This is a genomic window from Endozoicomonas sp. 2B-B, from assembly GCF_053470045.1.
Map to the genome: position 1 here is coordinate 6,380,310 of NZ_JBLZMU010000001.1, position 23,124 is coordinate 6,403,433.

The window sequence follows — 23,124 nt, forward strand, 5'->3', positions numbered from 1 at the left end:
CCTTGGAAGACTGTATTGAAATTACTTAATTGTTTGACCTTGGGATGGGTTTAAAGTTCCATTTTAACGGTTACCCCTCTGTAGGGTTGTCCAGCCTTTGCGGGAACGACGAGAGTGAAGCGGGGGATGACGGGAGTGAAGCCGGGAATCATTCAGATATCAAATGCGTCACAGAGCGAATTTAAATTCACGCTGTTTAAAAACTCTTCGGCAATTTTTGTCAGCTCATTGGATTGGAGTATCAGAGCGTTAGTGGCGTTGAATGCCTGCTTCAGGTAGGTAACCTCAATACATTCATGTATGAGGGAATTGGCATCTATTTCTGACATCATGGTGTGGAGCTCTCCCGGTGAAGAGGGATCGTGAGCGCCATGGTTGCCTCTGTCCAGGGTCCCCCATTTGAAAGCATTGATCCAGCAATACGTTAAACTACCGCCTTTCGAGTGCGTTAATTCATACAGATAATGACTGAAGGCCTGCTGAATCGCTTGCCTGCACTTGTTTAAATTATCCACGGGTGTTTTCTTCTCTAGCGGCTGCAAGTCCGGGCGTTTATTAACTTTTTGTTTAAGAAGAGCTTCGACCTTGTAATGGATCACGTTGTTGTACCACTCAGGTTTTCCTATGATAATCACCGGACGATGGTTTGCCTTGCCGGAAATGAACTGCGCAAATGCAGGGTTGTGTACCAGCATTCGTTCTATATTCGGAATGCCCTCAGGTTCATTCGTCCAGTGCGTCTCTAAAGAGGAGTTGGCAATTTTACCTTCAAGGAATGACGAAAACCCTTCATGACCGTGAGTGATGAAAAGGGTAGCGGTATCACTTCTTTTCTCTTGTAAGCTTTTATAAAACAATTGCCATGACTGGCTGTTTTTTTCCCTGGACAAGAACGCCTGATACCACCTTTTCAGGCAATGGGCGGCTTCAACTTTCAGTTCATCGATGCCTTTCAGACGCGCCAATAGCCAGTGAAGTTGATAATCCAGCTGAGGATAATTCTTATCGTTCGGCAGTGGGTCCAGCCAACCCGATACCATGGCTTCACGGGCAAAGCGAATAACCGAAGGTCCGGTTAAGTTGGTATTCAATATATTCATTATTGATCTCAGCCATCGGTGTGGGCTCACTCCGCTCTGAACAATCATTTTTGAGTGTAATGATTTGAGTGATTCTGTGACCTGATCTCCATCATTGTTGGACAATATTTCTTTTACTGCTCCCCACATCGGACTTGTGACAAATAAGTTTTCAGACCCGGAAAGGGCCAATGCCTTCTCGGCAGCAGCTAATTCTTCTGTCTCCACCGACTCCACCATTAAGACGCCCATGGAAAAACCGGCTAAATCTTTTTGCTTAAAAAGTTTACTTACCATTTCGGAAACAGTCAGATTGGCTTGCGGTAAGGCACGATTTGTCTCAAGGGCTTTTTTCAGTTCCTCAAGGTTCATCTCAAGGGCCCTGGCCAGAGCTTGCTGTTGGGCTAAATCAGCACCTTTCAGGAGATCCTTAAGCTTCTCTGATTTAATGCTCCAATCATTGAGCTTCCTGTAGCGAGGTATAATTACTGTTGCCTCCACGGGCGCCCCGCCCAAATCCACTGACTCCCAGGATTGGCCTCCATCCACGGAATACTCGGCAAAGACGTGCGTGAGGCTCTCTATTTGCCGACTGGGAATCCCGAAATAGCGACAAAAAGCAACAAAAACAGGCGCACGATGACGACAGCTACCTTGCCGCTTTGTTACCAGGAATCGAAAGAAATTTTCACTCTCTTCTGGTTTAGCTGCACCGGAGAACTTTTTGCAGTATTCCATGATTGCGCTAATTCGTTGCCTGATGTTTTCAGCGCCTATTATTTTGTGCAACGGTGCCTGTATTTTGGCGGGTTGTTCGTCGATGTTATCAAACAGTTCCTTCAGTACAGACTTCATGCCTTCTGAACACTGGACGTCAAAAAGGGCTTTTTTAGCACCCGTTTTACCGCTCGGCTTTGCGGATTCTACGACATAAGTACATTGAAAACTCTGGCCGACTGCGGCCAGAGGAATAAACAGGGTATGAAGCCCGGTATAGTGGTCCCTGATCAGTTTAAATGGTAAACAGGGTTCTATATGCAGGGCCACGATAGAGTCACTGGCCGTCAGGCTGGGCAATGGACATTGACCGTTCTTTGGTGATATCTCAAGGGTTGCCAGCGTTTGATTTCTGGTTAATGTCACTTTCCTGTCATTCCCTGGTAACCGCCCAGGTGTGAGGGTTTCGACTCCCAGAAGGTACTTATCATCAAGATTGATCTTTTTGATTTCACCCCTGGCAGTGACACGAATATCCCATGCCTCCCAGCGATACATCTTAGGGGGATGGTGCGAATCAAAAATTTTACAAGATTCAACCTTTGTTATCTCCTTATCCTCATAGTTCGTGCTTCGGTCCAATGCCGGGGCTTTTTGTTCCTCGACTTCCGGGTCGTATGGTTCAGGAGCGTCGTCAGCGCTAATAGCGGATGCTTTGTTAATAAAATCGTTTACCCAACGGTTCGGCAGATCACTGATCTGATGCCAAAATGCGGGCCAGCATTGAACGTCATGGGCGTTCCATACCTGTATCTGCTTATCGGCCTCCTGAAAATGAGGCTGGTAAGTCGGCATTTTCAGCGTTTGTGTCTGCTCTTTCGTCAGGGGAAATACGCTATTAACGTCCACGTCCGTAAGGTCAAACTCACAAGCGAACCAGCATTGCTGCCAGTGTCTGTAAAGTGCCTGTATGAAAATATCGTCCGACTCACGCGGCTTCAGGGAAAGACCGGATGCCTGCCACCTGGTCTGAGCCACCCTCTTGATAAGTTCTGTTTTTGCGTCCTCTTTATCCAGAAGGGTATTAACGCGAATTTCATGGCGCTTTTCATTAATGCTGTTGCGGTCACTTTGTCGTATCAACCACGGACGATCAACGCCTGATACCGTTTGGTGGAACCATTCGCTCAGCTCAGGATCAAGCGATCCTTTACTTATGGCAGGAGCCGATGATTTTGGCAGTTCCTCCAGAGAGATGTTGGCGGCCATCAGATAAAGCCGGTAGTGCTGATTGAGGTATTGATGGAGTGTTTTATCGCTAAAATCACCCCCTCTGTTAACCGCTCTGGCGACATTCTGTAGATCAAGACTGCTTGGCTGTAATGGCAGTTTTTCCCGTTGCAGGTAAGCTCTTAAACGACAATGTTTCTCAGTCAACCATTTAGCCGCGATTTTTCCCTGCGGGTCCTGTGGCAACACTTTTTCGGCAATGGTCTGTAATTCTGCCGGGTTATACTGCCGGATCGGCAAATGCCGAAAACGCCCTTTCAGTGCCGGTGATAAGGGTTTTCGCCCGCTGTACTCAGGCGGGTTGATGGTGGCAAACAGGTGAAAACCCGGATGGGCGTCACCGGCCAGAATATCGTTTAACTCACCTTCCAGATACTGGCTGTCTATCAGGTTCATTTCCGAAATCACCACGATGCCGCCTTCAATTTTGGCCTTCTGGATCTTTTCACACACTTTGTCCCAGGAACAATCGCAGGCATTCAGGTAATAGACTTCCGGCATGGACTCTCCCTGTCGTTTAGCCTCCTGTCTGACACTTTCAATCACCAGGTTGAGCGTGGCATCCTTGCCCCGTCCCGCCGGGCCTTCAATCAGTGTCGCCTGACGTCCGTCGTGTTTTCTGTTGAGGTGATAAGCCTGCTGACAGCGGCTTAAATCCTGCCCAAGCCGTTGCGCCAGTTCACGGACTGCTGATCCGGAGGTATCAAACTCAGGTCGGATTTCTCTGCTGACTGTACTGAAGGTTTGCTGCATATCTTGCAGGGTGTGGTCATGAACTTTGTTGCTCAGGGTATTGTTCGGGTGGTAACGGGCAGCAAACCAGATTTCCAGTGCTGACAGGGCATCCTGATGAGTTTCGGTGATTTCCGACCCCAGTACGTCCCGAAAACTGTGTTGGATCAAACTGTTTATTTGCTCACAGGTCACACTGCCGCGAGCGGGCAGGGCACGATCCAGATACCAGCCTACCCAACTGCAGATATCGGTTAAATCCCTGGGGGTAAACTCATGCTCGGGCAAGAGTTCCTGATAATATTGCCAGAGCGCCATCAAGCTGTTGGTGGCTCTGTGTGCAATATCGTTTATTTGATGCTCCAGCAGGTGCCGTTGTAAATGCTTGACGAGAGCTGGTTTCACCACTCTGTCCCGAAGGAATGCCTGGTCCAGGCGAGGGTAGTAAGCTGTCGGCAGTTTCTCTTTCAGTGCCGGGTCCATTTGGCGCCCGGCGTAATGATCGGGGTTACCGGTGAGAATCACCCGGTGTTTTGGGCTGACCTTGACAGGATGACCATTCACATAGATGCAGGGTTGCGGTTCCCATAAGCCGTTCAATGATGCCAGCAATCCGGCTTGGGCCAGGTTGGCTTCATCCAGAACCAAACTAATGTATTCAGCGTCTTTGTCGGATTCGGTATTGGCCCATTCCATCAACGCCCGGTTTTGCTGCACCATAAAGCGGTCGCCATCGGCGTGTTGTTGCCACTGCCAGCGTTTCATCAGGGTTTGTTCGCTGTCGGAAGGTCCCAGGGATAGCAACGAAGCCTGCCCTGAAGCCTTTGCCAGCTTCGCTGAAAAGTAACTTTTCCCGGTGCCGGTTTCCCCCTGCAGGAAGATAACGGGAGAGTCCTTAAGTCGGCCATGGAGTCGGGATAATCGACGGCTTTCACGATCCTCCTGACCCATCTTGCCATGATAAAGATCATGGGCCAGTGCTGACAGAGACTGATCAGCGGAACCCTGAGATTTCATTGATTCAGACAGTCGATTTTCTATGCGTTCAATGCGTTCTGAGTCAGAATTTTCTGTAACATATTCTCTTCTGGCAATGTGAAAACAATCGGTGGCCAGGGCGTGAATGGCATCGGATCGGGCGGTCTGCTCTGGTAGCGAAAATAACTGCCAGCCAGAAGCCAGTGCATCTTGCAAACGTTTAATCTGTCTTGATGGCCTGATGGCTAAGGATTGCCAGGGCTTTGTTGCCGTCGGATCGGCTGCCAACTGATACGCTATAGCCTCCCGTTTTTCTTCATGTGCATGGGCTACGATCATGGCACAGAGCCTGTCGAGAACGTTTTCTTCGCCCCATGCTGGAAATGGATATTCATAGACCAGTTGTAATTCGATGCCTTTAAATACTGCCTGATCAAAGGCTCTGGCCAGTTGCCACAGGTTCTGCCTGACAAACTTTCTATCCAACCGCCGGGAACTGTTGATGATGGCGTTTAAACGATCCGGGTCCACCGAAGCCGTTTGATCCTCATCTGGCGTCTTATCCGGTAACAAGTGCCAACAGGCCACTTTCATAAAATCCCGTACTGATGGGTTCTGCCGGGTGCCATGGGTGATAACGCTATCGATGGCCTTACGCCAGTGGCGGGGTAAAAGCTTTAAGGACTGGTCAACCTGCTGTGCCCGCCGGGCGGCCAGTATCAGGTTTTGCAACAACCCTTCGGTCATTTCTGGTAGCGGGTTACAAAGGTGAGCAGGTACGGTTTCAAACGCCTGGTAAAGTTTATAAAGCGCCTGTTCTGGCAGTTCAGCCCGGGAGATTTTATGTTTGACGGCATTGATCTCCCAGAGATCCACCTCAGGACAGGGCTTACCCTTGGCAACCATCGAACGAAATATTGACGATGGGCTTTTTACAGACTCAGGCCAGAGCATTGTGACATGAGCTTGTGGATAGGCCTGTAACTGCCCATTGACCAGCAGAGGTTGGCCAACAACCAGAGGCTCCAGAAGCTGCTGAAGAATTGGATTAGTTTCCAGCCCCCGCAATACCACCGGCTTGCCAGCGGTCAATGCCTCCTGCAATTTACTCTGACGGCGTCCGAAATATGCCTTTTGTTCCGAGGTGATATGGATATTATCAAATAGCTGGCTGAAACTGGTCTGTTCATTGACCCGGATCACCAGAGGGGTTCCCGGATGATTATTGAGCCAATGGCTGGCCTGGGCAGCTTGCTGATAGGTAAAGGTATTAAAGGCAGAACGAGCCCTCATTTTTTCCTGCAGGTTAGACAGAGGCTGCTTATCATCTTCTGCCAATCCCAGAGCTTTCGGCTGATGTTTTGAATGAGCCACCTGAAGCAGCGGCTCTACGCCGGTTGTTTCGCGAATCGTCTTTAATGAACCCAGCAAATGAAACCAGAGAGCCTCAGTCAGGGGAGAGGTGACGGTGACTGTACCACCGGCCCGAACCTGTTCCAGCAGGCTGGTATTGGGGACTGCAATGCCTTCCGGGTGAATGGCAATGGGGCTCAGCCAGTCCCTGATATTATTCCAATTAATGATGATCGGGTTTTGAGGTACGTGCTTTTTATCAAATTCTTTTTCACAGTTTTTGTCACATTTTTTTTCATGAGAGTGTGACAGGCTTTGGAACAGTGAATAAAGCTCGTCATCCCCAACCGGCATCTGATAAAACTGAACATCGTCGGGTAATGGACAGATCTTCCCATTACTCTCAAAGCACTGGTGCGCCAGCATCTGTCGAATGGTCTGTTCAAAGGCGAGATCTTCCCAGTCAGCTCCTTTCAGAATCACCCGCTGTCCGCTCCTCAATGACTCAAGCCTGCCGGGGATATGCCGGATTCGTCCCTGTTTATCCACACCGGGGCCACCCAGCAGCAACTGTCGCCAGTGACTGTGCAAGTGGCAGTTAATTAGAAGGGTATTGTCGTCCATGGCAGTTTCGGCAGAGGGGAGTTCAGCCAGTAGCTTTGGAACCTCGTCGATCTCCATCGATGGATCATTGCCGGTTTTTGCGTCCAACTGCCAGGTATTGTCCGGTCGATTAATTCGCCGCCAGAAGTCAGCCCCCGGGGCACCGGCCCCCGGTATATCCTCAAGCCTGCCAACCGGTCTCAACTGTTCAGGGTCTGCCAGCACCAGCAGAGCAACATGCTCGCCCAGGGGGCGCTTCTCCTTGCTGACTTTGTCGTACAGACAGGGGTTATCCGGGTCCAGCAGGTCGTTAAATTTGGGCAGATCCTCGCTGGTGAGCTTTCGGATATCGATCACCAGGGTGAGTGGCTGCGAACCTTCAAAGAGTTTGCCCGGATAAAGGGTGTGGCGACCCTCTTCGGAAATGCTCAAACGGCTCACCAGGTTAGCCTGTGAGAGGTCATCGGGATGGGAAATAAGGGTGACATCCCGATGTTCATCGCAGGTCTGGGCCACTAAAAGCTGACGAACGTCATCATCATTGGTGACAAAACGAAAATCGAAGGCATGAGGGGTCTTGCAGAATGAGGAATCCGTTGAGGATACGGTTCTTGCCGTGTCAGGTGACTGAATCTGAGGTGATGATACATTGAGTTTGGCCATGACATCAGAGCAGATCCCGACATCATTTGCTGATAATTCCAGCTTTGGTTTCTTGGATGGTACGCCAGTATCAGAGCCACTATCAAAAACCGATTTGTTTATTTCCCTTATTCCACCATCCATGGTCAATCTCCCTTCCTGATGTCTTTTGAAGAACTGTATTGAAACTGATTGATTGTTTGACCTTAGGATGGGATTAAAGTTTCATTTGGATAGTTACCCGCAAGCATTAAAGGAAGTCATTGATCTCAAAAACTCAACATGACCAAACGGTTATCAGGTATCCAGGGCGTCACAAAGGGAATTCAAATTGACGCTGTTCAAAAACTCTTCGGCAATCTTTGTCAGCTCGTCGGATTTGAGAACCAGAGCATTACTGGCATTGTGTGCCTGTCGTAAGTTGCTATCCCTAATGGTTTTCTCAGACCACCTATCGTTATCCGTTTCAGACATCATGGTGTAAAGCTCTTCTGGTGAGGAGGGATCATGAGCGCCATAATTGCCTCTATAGCCCTCGCCCCAAACGAAAGCATCGATCCAACAGTACGTTAAACTACCGCCTTTCGAGTGTGTCAATCCATACAGATAATGACTGAAGGCCTGTTGAATAGCTCGCACGCATTTGTTTTTTAAATTATCCACAAGGTTTTGCTCCCCCGGTGACATCTCAAGGGACTCCATAGCGGCTTTGTATCTCACGTCGATATCATGTTGTTTTCTCTTTACCTCAAGACGTACTTTGTCTGTCCTCTTTTTGAATTCTTCACTTTCCCAGGGAACAGAGAATTCCCTATACATTTTTTTTTGCTCAATAGTTAATTGCTCTGAATTGAGGCGTCGTTCTTCCTCGATTGCCTTATATCGATTGATTTTTTCCAATAACGGCTGCCAATCCCGGCTGTTCTCGACTTTTTGTTGAAACAGGGCTTCGGCCTTTTTATTAATCACTGTGTCGCACCAGGAAGGTTTCCCCGTGATAATCACCGGACGGTGGTTCGCCTTGCCCGAGCTTAACTGCGCAAATGCAGGAGTGTGTACCAGCATTCGTTCTATATTTGGAATGCCCTCAGGTTCATCCGTCCAGGCGACCTGTAAAGACAAGTCAGCAATTTTATTTGCAAAGAGTGACGAAAACCCATCATGACTGTGAGTGATGAAAAAGTGACAGGTATTCTCTTTTTTCTCTCGTAAGCGTTTATAAAACAACTGCCACGCCAGGCTGTTTTTTTCCCTGGACAAGCATTCCTGATACCAGTTTTTCAGGCAACGGGCGGCTTCAACCTTCAGTTCATCGACCTTTTCCAGATGCACCAATAGCGTACGAAGTGCATAGGGCAGTGAAGAGTGGTTCTTATTGGTTGGCAGTGGATCCAGCCAACCCGACTCCATGGCTTCATGAGCAAAGTGAATAACCGAAGGTTTGGTCAGGTCGCTGCCTTCCAGTATTTCCACTAATAATCTCAACCACTGCTGAGGGTTTGCACCGGCCTGAGCAATCATTTTTGAATGGATTGACTTGAGTGATTCAGTGACCTGATCTTCATCACTGTTGGACAATAGTTGTTTGACTGTCTCTAACATTGATTTATAAATATGCCAATCTTTGGCAATAGGACTATAGTCCCATGGTTTCTCGAAAAAGTTCAGTGCATTCGTCCCCAACGACTCTATCATTGAGACACCCATGGAAAAGCCGGTTAAATCATTTCTCTCCCAGAGATTCCTTATTATATTGGAGAAACTCAGATTCGGGTCTGGCCATGCACTTTGCTTATCAAGGGCTTTTTTCAGTTTCCTGGGGCTCATAACACAAGCTTTAGCCAAAGCTTGCTGTTGTGCTGAATCAGCACCTTTCAGGAAATCTTTCAGGAAAACCTTAATATTCCTTGACACAGTGCCGGGATCATCGACCCTCCTTGTGGGCTGAAATTTACAGGTGATTTCTGTTGACTCTGTTGCTGCCCCGCTCAAATTCACCGATTCCCAGGTTTGGCCTCCATCCGGGGAATACTCGGCAAAGCAGTGGACAAAGTTATTGATTTGCCGACATGGAATCCCGAAATAACGACAAAGAGCAACAAAAACAGGCGTACGATGACGACAGCTACCTTGCCGCTGTGTCACCAGGAATCGAAAGAAATTGGTTCTGCCCTTTTCTGGTTCAGCCTCACCTGAAAACTGTTCGCAATACTCCGTGATTGCCTGAATGCGTTGTGTCATGCCTTGAGCGTTTGCTATTTTCCGCAAAGGCTCCTGTATTTCTGATGCTTGTTGATCAATGGTGGTAAACACTCCGTCCAGTACTTTTTTCATCTCTTCTGAACAGCGGTTGTCAAGCCATATTGATCGTCCTGTTCGGGCTTTTTTAGCCGATGTTTTTTTGTCCGGTACTCTGGGTTCTACGACATAAGCCACCCGAATAGTCTGGTTGGCTTTGGCCTTATGAACAAACAGCGTGTGAAGCCCGGTATATCGACCCCTGACCAGGGTAAATGGCAAATCGGGATGGATACGCAGGGCCACGATATAGTCATCAGGCGTCAGGCTGGGCAATGCAAACTGGCCATTCTTCGATGACGGTTCAAAGGTTGCCAGCGTTTGATTGCTGGCAAGTATCACTTCCTGGCCGCGCCCCGGCAACCGGGCAGGCATTAGGGTTTCTGCCCTCTGCGTGTCTCGATCATTAATCTCGATCAGTTTGATGTCACCCTCAGCAGTCACATCAATATCCACTACCCTGCAGCGATACAAATCGGAAGGAATCTCCTTCGTATCAAAAACTTTGTAGTCTGTCTCTTTTGGTTTCTCCAGGTTCTCGTAGTTCGTTTTGCAGTCCAGTTGCGGAGAATACTTTCCCCGGACTTTTGGGGTGCATTGTTCAGAATCTTCAACCCAGGGGCTCTGCTGACCACTTATCTGAAGCCAGAACGCAGGCCACAATTGAACGGCATCGGAGTTCCATTGGCTTATCTGCTGATCAGCCTTCTGAAGACATGGCCGGGAAGTCGGCATTTTCAGCGTTTGTTCCTCTTCTTCCGTCATGGGAAATACGCTGTTGGCGTCCACGCCCGACTGGCCAAACTCACGATTAAACCAGCTTTGCTGCCAGTGTCTGTAGAGTACCCGGTTGAGAATATCCTGCGACACATTAGGGTTCAGGGAAAGACCGGATGCCTGCCATCTGGCCTGGGCCAGCCTCTTGATAACTTCTGTTTTGGCGTCCTCTTTATCCAGAAGGTCATCAATACGAATTTCATGGCGTTTTTCATTAATGCTGTTGCAATCACTTTGTCGTATTAACCAGGGACGATCAATGCTCGATACCGTTTGGTAGAACCATTCGCTCAGCTCAGGGTCAAGCGCTCCTCTAGCCGTGGCAGGAGCCGATGGTGGCAGTAGCTCCAGTGATATATTGGCAGCCATCAGGTAAAGCCGGTAGTACTGATTGAGGCATTGATGAAGTGCTTTATCACTAAAATCACCCCCTCTGTTAACCGCTCTGGCGACATTCTGCAGATCAAGACTGGTGGGTTGCAATGGCAGCTTTCTTTGCTGCAGGTAAGCCCTTAAACGACAATGTTGCTTAGTCAAGCGTTTAGCCACGATTTTTCCCTGCGGGTCCTTTGGCAACACTTTTTCGGCAATGGTCTGCAATTCTTCCGGGTTATACTGCCGGATCGGCAAATGTCGAAAACGCCCTTTCAGCGCTGGTGATAAGGGTTTTCGCCCGCTGTACTCAGGCGGGTTGATGGTGGCAAACAGATGGAAACCCGGATGGGCGTCACCGGCCAGAATATCGTTCAACTCGCCTTCCAGATGCTGGCTATCGATCAGGTTCATTTCTGAAATCACCAGGATGCCGCCTTTAATTTTTGCCGTCTGGATCTTTTCGCACAGTTTGTCCCATGAACAATCACAGGCATTCAGGTAAAAGACTTCCGGCATCAATTCTTGCCGTTGTTCAGCCTGCTGTTTGACGCTTTCAATCACCAGGTTCAGCGTGGCATCCTTACCCCGCCCGGCCGGACCTTCAATCAGTGTTGCCTGACGGCCGCCGTGTTTTTTGTCGTGATGATTAGCCTGCTGACAGCGGCTTAAATCCTGTTCAAGCCGTTGCGCCAGTTCACGGACTGCCGATCCGGAGGTATCAAAGTCTGGTCGGATTTTTTCGCTGACTGTTGTGAAGGTCTGTTGCATATCCCGCAGGGTGTGTTCATGAACTCTGTTACTCAGGGTGTTCTCCGGTTCGAAGCGGGCAGCAAACCAGATTTCCAGTGCCGACAGGGCGTCCTGATGAGTTTCGCTGATTTCCGGCCCCAATACATCCCGAAAACTATGCTGGATCAGACTGTTTATTTGCCCACAGGTGACACTGCCGCGAGCGGGCAGGGCACGATCCAGATACCAGCCCACCCAACTGCAGATATCCGTTAAATCCCTGGGGTAAACTCATGGACGGGCAAGAGTTCCTGATAATATTGCCAGAGTGTCATCACACTGTTGCTCGCGCTGTGTGCAATGTCGTTTATTTGGTGCTCCAGCAAATACTCTTGTAAATGCTTGACCAGAGCGGGTTCCACCACTCTGTCCCGAAGAAATGCCTGGTCTAACCGGGGGTAGTAAGCCCTGGGCAGTTTCTCTTTCAGGGCCGGGTCCATTTGGCGCCCGGCGTAATGATCCGGGTTACCGGTGAGAATCACCCGGTGTTTTGGGCTGACCTTGACAGGATGACCATTGACATAGATGCAGGGTTGCGGTTCCCATAAGCCGTTCAATGATGCCAGCAATCCGGCTTGGGCCAAATTAGCCTCATCCAGCAACAGGGTGATGTATGCTCCGTCTTTGTCGGATTTGGTATTGGCCCATTCCATCAATGCCCGGTTTTGCTGCGCCATAGAGCGGTCGCCATTGGTGTTTTGTTGCCACTGCCAGCGTTTCATCAGGGTCTGTTCGCTGTCAGAGGGTCCCAGAGAAATGACCGCAGCCTGTCCCGAAGCCTTCGCCATTTTGGCGGAAAAGTAACTTTTCCCGGTGCCGGTTTCTCCCTGCAGGAAGATAACGGGAGAATCCGCAAACCGGTCATGGAGTCGGGATAAGCGTCGACTTTCACGATCCTTCTGGTTCATTGAGCCGTGATAAAGATCCCGGGCCAGTGCTGACAAGGGGTTATCCGCAGAACCCATCCATATCAGTGATTCAGCCAGTCGATGTTCTATGCGTTCAATGCCTTCTGCCTCAGAATTCGCTGTTCTGGCCCTATGAAAGCAATCACTAGCCAGGGCGTGAATGGCATCGGATCGGGTCTGCCTCGATAGCAAAGATAACTGCCAGCCAGAAGTCAGTGCATCTTGCAAGCGTTTAATCTGCCTTGCTGGCCTGATGGCCAACGATTGCCAGGGCTTTGCTGACGCCGGACTTATTTCCAACTGATACGCTATGGCATCTCGTTGATGTTCGGGCATATAGGCCAGGATCATGGCAGAGAGCCTGTCAAAAGCGTCTGCTTCACCCCCCTCTGGAAATGGACTTTTATAGGACAGTTGTAATTCGTTACCTTTAAATACGGCCGGGTCAAAGGCTCTGGCCAGTGACCACAGGTTCTGTTGCACAAACGATCTATCTAAAGGCAGGGCACTGTTGATGATGGTGTTTAACCGATCCGGGTCTACCGAGGCGGTTTGATCCTCATCCGGTTTTTCATCGGCATCCGGCGTTTTATCCGGTAACAAGTGGCAGCAGGCCACTTTCATAAAATCCCGTACTGATGGGTTCTGCCGGGTACCATGGGTGATGACGCTATCAATGGCCTTGCGCCAGTGGCAGGGTAAAAGCTGTAAGGACTGGTCAACCTGCTGCGCTCGCCGGGCAGCCAGTATCAGGTTATTCAACAACCCTGCGGTTATTTCAGGTAAAGGGTTACAAAGATCGCCGGGTACGGTTTCAAATGCTCTGTAAAGTGAGTGAAGCGCCTGTTCTGGCAGCTCAGCCCGTGAGATTTCATGCCTGACGACATTGATCTCCCAGAGATCGATTTCAGGACAGGGCTCACCCGTGGCAACCATCGAATGAAATACTGAAGACGGGCTTTTCGCTGACTCAGGCCAGAGCAATGTTATATGAGCCTTTGGATAGGCCTGTAACTGGCCGTTCACCAGCAGAGGTTGCCTGACTACCAGGGGTTCCAGAAGCTGCTGAAGCGTTGGATTACTTTCCAGCCCTCTAAATACTACCGGCTTGCCAGTGGTCAATGCCTCCTGCAATGCAGTCTTACGGTGTCCAAAATGGGCCTTTTGTTCCGAGGTGATATGGATATTATCAAACAGCTGGCTGAAGCTGGTCTGTTCATTGATCTGGATGACCAGAGGGGCTGGCTGATGATAATTGATCCAGAGACTTGCCTGGGCGTGCTGCTGATAAGTGACGAAATTAAAGGTGGCGTGATCTCCGGCTTTTTCCTTTGGGCTGGACAGAGGATGCTGATCACTTTCTGTCAATCCCAGGGCTTTGGGCTGCTGTTTCCAATGGGCCAGCTGAAGTCGGGGCTTCAGGCCGGTCGTCTCGCGAATCGTCTGCAATGAACCCAGCAAACGAAACCAGAGTGACTCAGTGAGGGGAGACGTCACGGTAACTGCGCCACCGGCCCGAACCTGTTCCAGCAGGCAGGTATTGGCTACTGCGTAGCCTTCCGGGGCGATGGCAATCGGGTTCAGCCATTGAGCAATATTACTTTGGTTAATGATGATCGGGTTTCGTGGTGCCTGCTCTTTGTGATCTTCTTTGTCACTCTCTTTGTCACGAGAGTGAGACAGGCTTCGGAACAGAGAGTGAATCTCGTCATCCGCTACCGGCATCTGATAAAACTGAACATTGTCGGGTAACTGGCAGACCTTGCCATTGCTCTCAAAGCTCTGCTGCGCCAGCATCTGGCGAATGGTCTGTTCAAAGGCCAGATCCTGCCAGTCAGCCCCTCTCAGAATCACCCGTTGTCCGGCCCTCAATAACTCAAGGCTGCCGGGGATGTGCCGTATCCGTCCCTTTTTATCCACACCGGGGCCGCCCAGCAGTAGCTGTCGCCAGTTGTTGTGCAGGTGACAGTCAATAAGAACGGTATTGTCGTCATCCATAGCGCCTTCGGCAGAGGGGAGTTCAGCCAACAGCGGAGGAATTTTGGCTGGGATATTGTCAGTCTTTGGTTCAGACTGCCAGGTATTGCCCGGTCGATTAATTCGCCGCCAGAAATCAGCACCCGGAGCGCCTGCCGCCGGTGCGTCGGCCTCCTGCGATTTGTCGTGCTTGCCAGCTGATGCCAACTGCTCAGGGTCTGCCACTACCAGCAGAGAAACGTGTTTGCCCAGAGAGCGTTTCTCCTGACTGACTTTGTCGTACAGACAGGGGTTATTCGGGTCCAGTAAATCGTTAAATTTGGGCAGTTCCTCGCTGGTAAGTTTTCGGATATCCAGCACCAGGGTGAATGGTTGCGAACCCTCAAACAGCTTGCCTGAACGCAGAGTCTGACGACCATCGTCGGAAATGCTCAACCGGCTCACCAGATTAGCCTGTGAGAGCTCATCGGGGTGGGAAATAAGGGTGACATCCCGATGGTCATCACAGGTCTGGGAAACCAGAATCTGACGAACCTCATCATCACGGGTGACAAAACGAAAATCGAAGGCATGAGGGGCCTTGCAGAGTGAGGAATCCATTGAGGATACGGTTCTCACCTTATCAGGCAACCTCATCGAAGGTGGCGATAGAGTTAGTTTGGACTTTACTTCCGGACAAATCTTTGCAATCTCTGACGATAAATCCAGATTTTCTCTCTTGGCTGGCACGCCACTTTCAATAACAAGTTTTTTTCTTTTTTCGCCAATCTGACCATCCATAGTCAATCTCCCTCCTGACATCTGAAGGACTGCGTTGAATTTCTTAGTGTTTAGACCTGTAAGGTGTGATTAAAGTTCCATTTCAACTGTTACCCCTCTGCAGGGTTGTCCGGCCTGCTGTTCCGCTGCACTGAATCAGGTACTCAGTTAATGTTTCCATTCCTGCGGAGGAGTTCGTCATTCCGGCGAAGGCGGGAATTCAGCGCCAACAGTGGGACTCCGCCTTCTCGGGGATGACAAGGCCAGGGTGCACCGGGCAACAACCATTAAAGGAAGTTTCCGATCTCGAAAAACTCAACATGACCAAACGGTTATCAGGTATCCAATGCGTCACAAAGCGAATTCAAATTCACGGTACTCAAAAACTCTTCGGCAATTTTTGTCATATCACGGGGTTTGAGTACCAGAGCGTTATTGGCGTTGAGTACCTGCTTCAGGTAGGTATCCTCAATACAGTCGTGCATAAGGGAATAGGTGTCTATTTCTGACATCATGCTGTAAAGCTCTCCTGGTGAAGAGGGATCGTGAGTGCCATAGTTGCCTCTATCTTTGGTTCGCCAGTTGTAAGCATCGATCCAGCAATACGTTAAACTACCGCCTTTCGAGTGTGTTAATTCATACAGATAATGACTGTAGGCCTGCTGAATCGCTTGCTTGCACTTGTCTTTTAAATTATCCACAAGTTTTTCTTCCTCTAACGGCTGCAAGTCCGGGCGTTTCTCAACTTTTTGTCGACAAAGGGCTATGACCTTGTCTTTGATCAATGTTGCGTCCCAGTCAGGTTTTCCTGTGATAATCACCGGACGATGGTTTGCCTTGCCGGAAATGAACTGCACAAATGCAGGGTTGTGCACTAGCATTCGTTCTATGTTCGGAATGCCCTCAGGATTGTCCGTCCAGGCGGTCTCTACAGACGAGTTGGCAATTTTACCTTCAAGGAATGACGAAAACCCATCATGACCATGAGTGATGAAAAAGGTGGAGGTATCACTTGTGTTCTCTCGCAAGCGTTCATAAAAAAATTGCCATGACTGGCTATTTTTTTCCCTGGACAAGAACGTCTGATACCACTTTTTCAGGCAACAGGCGGCTTCAACTTTCAGTTCATCGGAGTATTTTTCCATATACATCAATAGATAATGAAAGTCATAGGCCAGCTCGGGATAATTCTTATCGTACGGCAGTGGATCAAGCCAACCCGATGCCACGGCCTCACGGGCAAAGAGAGTAACCGAAGGTCTGGCTAAGTGCAGAATATCCAGCATTGCCTTCAACCACTGGTGAGGGCTTGCTCCACCCTGAACAATGATTTTTGAGTGTAATGACTTGAGTGGTTCAGTGACCTGATCTTCATCACTGTTGGACAATATTGCTTTTACTGCGTCCGACATCGGCCTTCCGTTATAATGGTTTCTGGACCCGGGACAGACCAATGCCTTCTCGTCATCGCCCAAGGCTTCTGTCTCCAGCGACTCCAGCATTAAGACACCCATGGTAAATCCGGCTAAATCTTGTTGATTCCAAAGCCTCTCTACCATTTGGGAAACAGTCATATGGGCTTGCCGTAATGGACGGTTTGTCTCGAGGGCTTTTTTCAGTTCCTCAAGGTTCATGTCAAACACCTTGGCCAGAGCTTGCTGTTGTGCTGAATCAGCACTTTTCAGAAGATCTTTCAGCAGATTCCTGATCTTCTTTGATGCCCTGGCGTAATCACTGAAGTTCCCGGTGGGTTGGAAGTCAGGACTGATTTCTATTGTCTGCGCAGGGGCCCCGCCCAAATCCAACGATTTCCAGGTTTGGCCTCCATCTTCGGAATACTCGGCAAAGCAGTGGACAGAATTGTCCATTTGCCGACAGGGAATCCCAAAGTAACGACACAAAGCAACAAAAACAGGCACACGATGACGACAGCTACCTTGCCGCTCTGTTACCAGGAATTGAAAGAAATTCTGACTTTCCTCTGGTTCAGACTTACCGGAAAACTGTCTGCAATAGTTATTGATCGCACAAATACGTAGTAGCTTGGATTTAGCGTTTTTTATGGCCTGCAAAAGCTCCTGTAATTCGGTTGGGTGTTGGTTGGTGGGTGCAAACAGTTCGTCCAGTACCTTTTTCATGCCTTCTGAACAGTGGGTGTCAGAAGCTGTTAATCGTTTTGACAGGGCCTCTTTATCAGGCGATTTTATGCCCGGTTCTCTCTCTTCTACGATATAAGCGATCAGAATACTCTGGCTGGCTTTGGCCTCTGGAATAGTCAGTGTGTGAAGCCCGGTACATCGATCCCTGACCAGTTTAAAGTCCAAATCGGGTTTGATACGCAGGGCCACGATATAGTCGTCAGGCGTCAGGCTGGGCAATGCATATTGACCATTTTTTGATCGCATACTCAGGGTCGCCAGCGTTTGATATCCGGTTAATGTCACTTCCAGACCATACTCTGGCAATCGTGCAGGCGTGAGGGGTTCGACTCTCTGAATGTCCTGATCACTCATGTCGATCAGTTCGACGTCACCCTCAACAGTGACATTAATATCCCTTGCCCACCAGCGGTACATATGGGAAGGATCTCGGCTATCAAAGACTTTATAATCGATAACGTTTGGCTTCGCCCGGTCCTCATAATTCGTGTTCTGGTCCAATGTCGAAGCCTGTTTCTCGTGAACTTCCGGATTGTATTTTTCAGAAACCTCAACCCAATGGCTTGGCTGACCCATTTGCTGATGCCAAAACCCGGGCCACAATTGAATGGCATTGGAGTTCCATGCACTTATCCGCCGCTCAGCTTCCTGAAGAAAAGGCTGGGAAGCGGGTAATTTCAGCGTTTGTTCCTCTTCTTCCGTCAGAGGAAAGACGCTATTGGCATCCACGCCTGTGCCCTCAAACGCACGGGTAAACCAGTGTTGCTGGCAGTGTCGGTACAGTGCCCGGGTGAGAATATCGTCCGACTGGTTCGGCTTCAGGGAAAGACCGGATTTCAGCCATCTGGCCTGGGCCACCATCCTGATAATTTCTGTTTTGGCTTCCTCTTTATTCAGATGACTGGTAATACGGATTTCGTGGTGTTTTTCATCGATGCTGTTGCGATCACTGAGTCGAATCAACCAAGGACGATCAATGCCCGATACCGTTTGGTAGAACCAATGGCTCAGCTCAGGCTCAGGCGCTCCTTTACCCATGGCAAGAGCCGATAAATTGGGTAGTTTCTTCAGCGATCTGTTGGCGGCCATCAGATAAAGCCGGTAGTGCTGATTGAGGGATTGATGGAGTGCTTTATCGCTAAAATCACCCCCTCTGTTAACCGATCTGGCGACATTCTGCAGATCAAGACTGGTTGGCTGTAATGGCAGTTTTTCCCGTTGCAGGTAAGCTCTTAAACGACAATGTTTCTCAGTCAACCATTTAGCCGCGATTTTTCCCTGCGGGTCTTGTGGCAACACTTTTTCGGCAATGGCCTGCAATTCTGCCGGGTTATACTGCCGGATGGGCAAATGCCGAAAACGCCCTTTCAGCGCCGGTGATAAGGGTTTTCGCCCGCTGTACTCAGGCGGGTTGATGGTGGCAAACAGGTGGAAACCCGGATGGGCGTCACCGGCCAGAATATCGTTTAACTCCCCTTCCAGATGCTGGCTGTCGATCAGATTCATTTCCGAAATCACCACGATGCCGCCTTCAATTTTGGCCTTCTGGATCTTTTCACACACTTTGTCCCAGTAACAGTCGCAGGCATTCAGGTAAAAGACTTCTGGCATGGACTCTCTCTGTCGCCTGGCCTCCTGTCTGACACTTTCAATCACCAGGTTGAGCGTGGCATCCTTGCCCCGTCCCGCCGGGCCTTCAATCAGTGTCGCCTGACGTCCGTCGTGTTTTCTGTTGAGGTGATAAGCCTGCTGACAGCGAATTAAATCCTGTCCGAGCCATTGCACCAGCTCACAGACTGCCGATCCGGAGGTATCAAAGTCTGGTCGGAATTCTCTGGTGACTGTACAGAAGTTCTGCTGAATATCTGACAGGGTCTGGTTACGAACACTGTCGCTTAGGGTATTGTTCGGGTGGTAACGGGCAGCAAACCAGATTTCCAGTGCCGACAGGGCATCCTGATGAGTTTCAGTGATTTCCGGCCCCAGTACGTCCCGAAAACTGTGTTGGATCAAACTGTTTATTTGCGCACAGGTCACACTGCCGCAAGCGGGCAGGGCACGATCCAGATACCAGCCCACCCAGCTGCAGATATCGGTTAAATCCCTGGGGGTAAACTCATGGTCGGGCAAGAGTTCCTGATAATATTGCCAGAGTGCCATCACGCTTTTGGTAGCACTGTGTGCAATGTCGTTTATTTGCTGCTCTGGCAGATGCCGTTGTAAATGCTTGACCAGGGCCGGTTCCACCACACTGTCCCGAAGGAATGCCTGGTCTAACCGTGGGTAGTAAGCCCTGGGCAGCTTCTCTTTCAGGGCCGGGTCCATTTGGCGCCCGGCGTAATGATCCGGGTTGCCGGTGAGAATCACCCGGTGTTTTGGGCTGACTTTGACAGGATGGCCATTCACATAGATGCAAGGTTGCGGTTCCCATAAGCCGTTCAATGATGCCAGTAATCCGGTTTTGGCCAGGTTGGCTTCATCCACAACCAGAGTGACATAGTGTCCATCCTTCTCGGACGGAGTCTTGGCCCATTCCATCAACGCCCGGTTTTGCTGCGCCATAGAGCGGTCGCCATCGGCGTGTTGTTGCCACTGCCAGCGTTTCATCAGGGTCTGTTCGCTGTCGGAAGGTCCAAGAGAAATCACCGCAGCCTGTCCTGAAGCTTTCGCCATTTTGGCAGCAAAGTAACTTTTCCCGGTTCCGGTTTCTCCCTGCAGGAAGATAACGGGAGAGTCCGCAAACCGCTCATGGAGTCGGGATAAGCGACGACTTTCACGATCTTTCTGACTGATCTCGCCGTGATAAAGATCCCGGGCCAGTGCCGACAAAGGCATAGCAGCGGAACCCTGCCATGTCAGTGATACAGACAGTCGATTTTTTATACGTTCAATGCCTTCTGTCTTGGAATTCGCTGTTCTGGCCCCATGAAAACAATCGGCGGCCAAAGCATGAAGGGCATCGGATAGGGTCTGCCCCGATGGCAAAATTAATTGCCAGCCAGAAGCCAGTGCATCCTGCAAACGTTTAATCTGTCTTGATGGTCTGATGGCTAACGGTGGATGTTCTTCTGCTTCCTCCGGATCAATTTCGAACTGATAGGCTAAAGCATCTCGTTGTTTTTCAGGCCTATGGGCCAGGATCATGGCACAGAGCCTGTCGAGAACGTTTTCTTCGCCCCATGCTGGAAATGGATATTCATAGACCAGTTGTAATTCGATGCTTTTAAATACTGCCTGATCAAAGGCTCTGGCCAGTTGCCACAGGTTCTGCCTGACAAACTTTCTATCCAACCGCCGGGAACTGTTGATGATGGCGTTTAAACGATCCGGGTCCACCGAAGCCGTTTGATCCTCATCTGGCGTCTTATCCGGTAACAAGTGCCAACAGGCCACTTTCATAAAATCCCGTACTGATGGGTTCTGCCGGGTGCCATGGGTGATAACGCTATCGATGGCCTTACGCCAGTGGCGGGGTAAAAGCTTTAAGGACTGGTCAACCTGCTGTGCCCGCCGGGCGGCCAGTATCAGGTTTTGCAACAACCCTTCGGTCATTTCTGGTAGCGGGTTACAAAGGTGAGCAGGTACGGTTTCAAACGCCTGGTAAAGTTTATAAAGCGCCTGTTCTGGCAGTTCAGCCCGGGAGATTCTATGTTTGACGGCATTGATCTCCCAGAGATCCACCTCAGGACAGGGCTTACCCTTGGCAACCATCGAACGAAATATTGACGATGGGCTTTTTACAGACTCAGGCCAGAGCATTGTGACATGAGCTTGTGGATAGGCCTGTAACTGCCCATTGACCAGCAGAGGTTGGCCAACAACCAGAGGCTCCAGAAGCTGCTGAAGAATTGGATTAGTTTCCAGCCCCCGCAATACCACCGGCTTGCCAGCGGTCAATGCCTCCTGCAATTTACTCTGACGGCGTCCGAAATATGCCTTTTGTTCCGAGGTGATATGGATATTATCAAATAGCTGGCTGAAACTGGTCTGTTCATTGACCCGGATCACCAGAGGGGTTCCCGGATGATTATTGAGCCAATGGCTGGCCTGGGCAGCTTGCTGATGGGTGAAGGTATTAAAGGCGGAGCGAGCCCTCATTTTTTCCTGCAGGTAAGACAGAGGCTGCTCATTATTTTCTGCCAATCCCAGAGCTTTCGGCTGATGTTTTGAATGAGCCACCTGAAGCAGCGGCTCTACCCCAGTTGTCTCGCGAATCGACTGCAATGAACCCAGCAAACGAAACCAGAGAGTCTCAGTCAGGGGAGAGGTTACGGTAACTGCACCACCGGCCCGAACCTGTTCCAGCAGGCTGGTATTAGGAACTGCAATGCCTTCCGGGTGAATGGCAATGGGGCTCAGCCATTCCCTGATATTATTCTGGTTAATAACGATTGGGTTTTGAGGTGCGTGCTTTTTATCAAGTCCTTTGTCACATTTTTTTTCATGAGAGTGTGACAGGCTTTGGAACAGTGAATAAAGCTCGTCATCCCCAACCGGCATCTGATAAAACTGAACATCGTCGGGTAATGGACAGATCTTCCCATTACTCTCAAAGCACTGGTGCGCCAGCATCTGTCGAATGGTCTGTTCAAAGGCGAGATCTTCCCAGTCAGCTCCTTTCAGAATCACCCGCTGTCCGCTCCTCAATGACTCAAGCCTGCCGGGGATATGCCGGATTCGTCCCTGTTTATCCACACCGGGGCCACCCAGCAGCAACTGTCGCCAGTGACTGTGCAAGTGGCAGTTAATTAGAAGGGTATTGTCGTCCATGACAGTTTCGGCAGAGGGGAGTTCAGCCAGTAGCTTTGGAACCTCGTCGATCTCCATCGATGGATCATTGCCGGTTTTTGCGTCCAACTGCCAGGTATTGTCCGGTCGATTAATTCGCCGCCAGAAGTCAGCCCCCGGGGCACCGGCCCCCGGTATATCCTCAAGCCTGCCAACCGGTCTCAACTGTTCAGGGTCTGCCAGCACCAGCAGAGCAACATGCTCGCCCAGGGGGCGCTTCTCCTTGCTGACTTTGTCGTACAGACAGGGGTTATCCGGGTCCAGCAGGTCGTTAAATTTGGGCAGATCCTCGCTGGTGAGCTTTCGGATATCGATCACCAGGGTGAGTGGCTGCGAACCTTCAAAGAGTTTGCCCGGATAAAGGGTGTGGCGACCCTCTTCGGAAATGCTCAACCGGCTCACCAGATTAGCCTGTGAGAGCTCATCGGGGTGGGAAATAAGGGTGACATCCCGATGTTCATCGCAGGTCTGAGCAACTAAAAGCCGACGAACGTCATCATCATTGGTGACAAAACGAAAATCGAAGGCATGAGGGGTCTTGCAGAATGAGGAATCCGTTGAGGATACGGTTCTTGTCCGGTCGGGTGACTTAATCTGAGGTGACGATACATTGAGTTTGGCCATGACATCAGAGCAGATCCCGACATCATTTGCTGATAATTCCAGCTTTGGTTTCTTGGATGGTACGCCAGTATCAGAGCCACTATCAAAAACCGATTTGTTTATTTCCCTTATTCCACCATCCATGGTCAATCTCCCTTCCTGATGTCTTTTGAAGAACTGTATTGAAACTGATTGATTGTTTGACCTTAGGATGGGATTAAAGTTCGATTTTGACTGTTACCCCTCTATAGGGTTGCCCAGCCTGCTGTTCGGCTGCACTGAATCAGGTGAGGCCGT

Annotated in this window: 4 protein-coding genes; all 4 read right to left on the reverse strand. The window is 49.9% G+C overall.

Features of this window, described 5'->3' with window-relative positions; genetic code table 11:
- Positions 1 to 152: 152 nt before the first annotated feature.
- The gene (locus ACOMHB_RS22760) at positions 153 to 7,538 is read right to left on the reverse strand and encodes an AAA family ATPase (protein ID WP_448218337.1); all 7,386 of its coding nucleotides are present in this window, start codon (positions 7,536 to 7,538) and stop codon (positions 153 to 155) included.
- Between the two features lie 153 nt (positions 7,539 to 7,691).
- Positions 7,692 to 11,828: a transglutaminase domain-containing protein gene (locus tag ACOMHB_RS22765; protein ID WP_448218338.1), complete on the reverse strand. Its 4,137-nt coding sequence runs from the start codon at positions 11,826 to 11,828 to the stop codon at positions 7,692 to 7,694.
- 17 nt (positions 11,829 to 11,845) lie between these two features.
- Positions 11,846 to 15,298 carry an AAA family ATPase gene (locus ACOMHB_RS22770; RefSeq protein ID WP_448218339.1) on the reverse strand — a complete coding sequence of 1,151 codons (3,453 nt, stop codon included), beginning with the start codon at positions 15,296 to 15,298 and terminating at the stop codon, positions 11,846 to 11,848.
- A 314-nt stretch (positions 15,299 to 15,612) separates the two neighbouring features.
- Complete coding sequence (locus tag ACOMHB_RS22775; protein WP_448218340.1) at positions 15,613 to 22,971, reverse strand: AAA family ATPase; 7,359 nt, start codon at positions 22,969 to 22,971, stop codon at positions 15,613 to 15,615.
- Between the last annotated feature and the right edge of the window lie 153 nt (positions 22,972 to 23,124).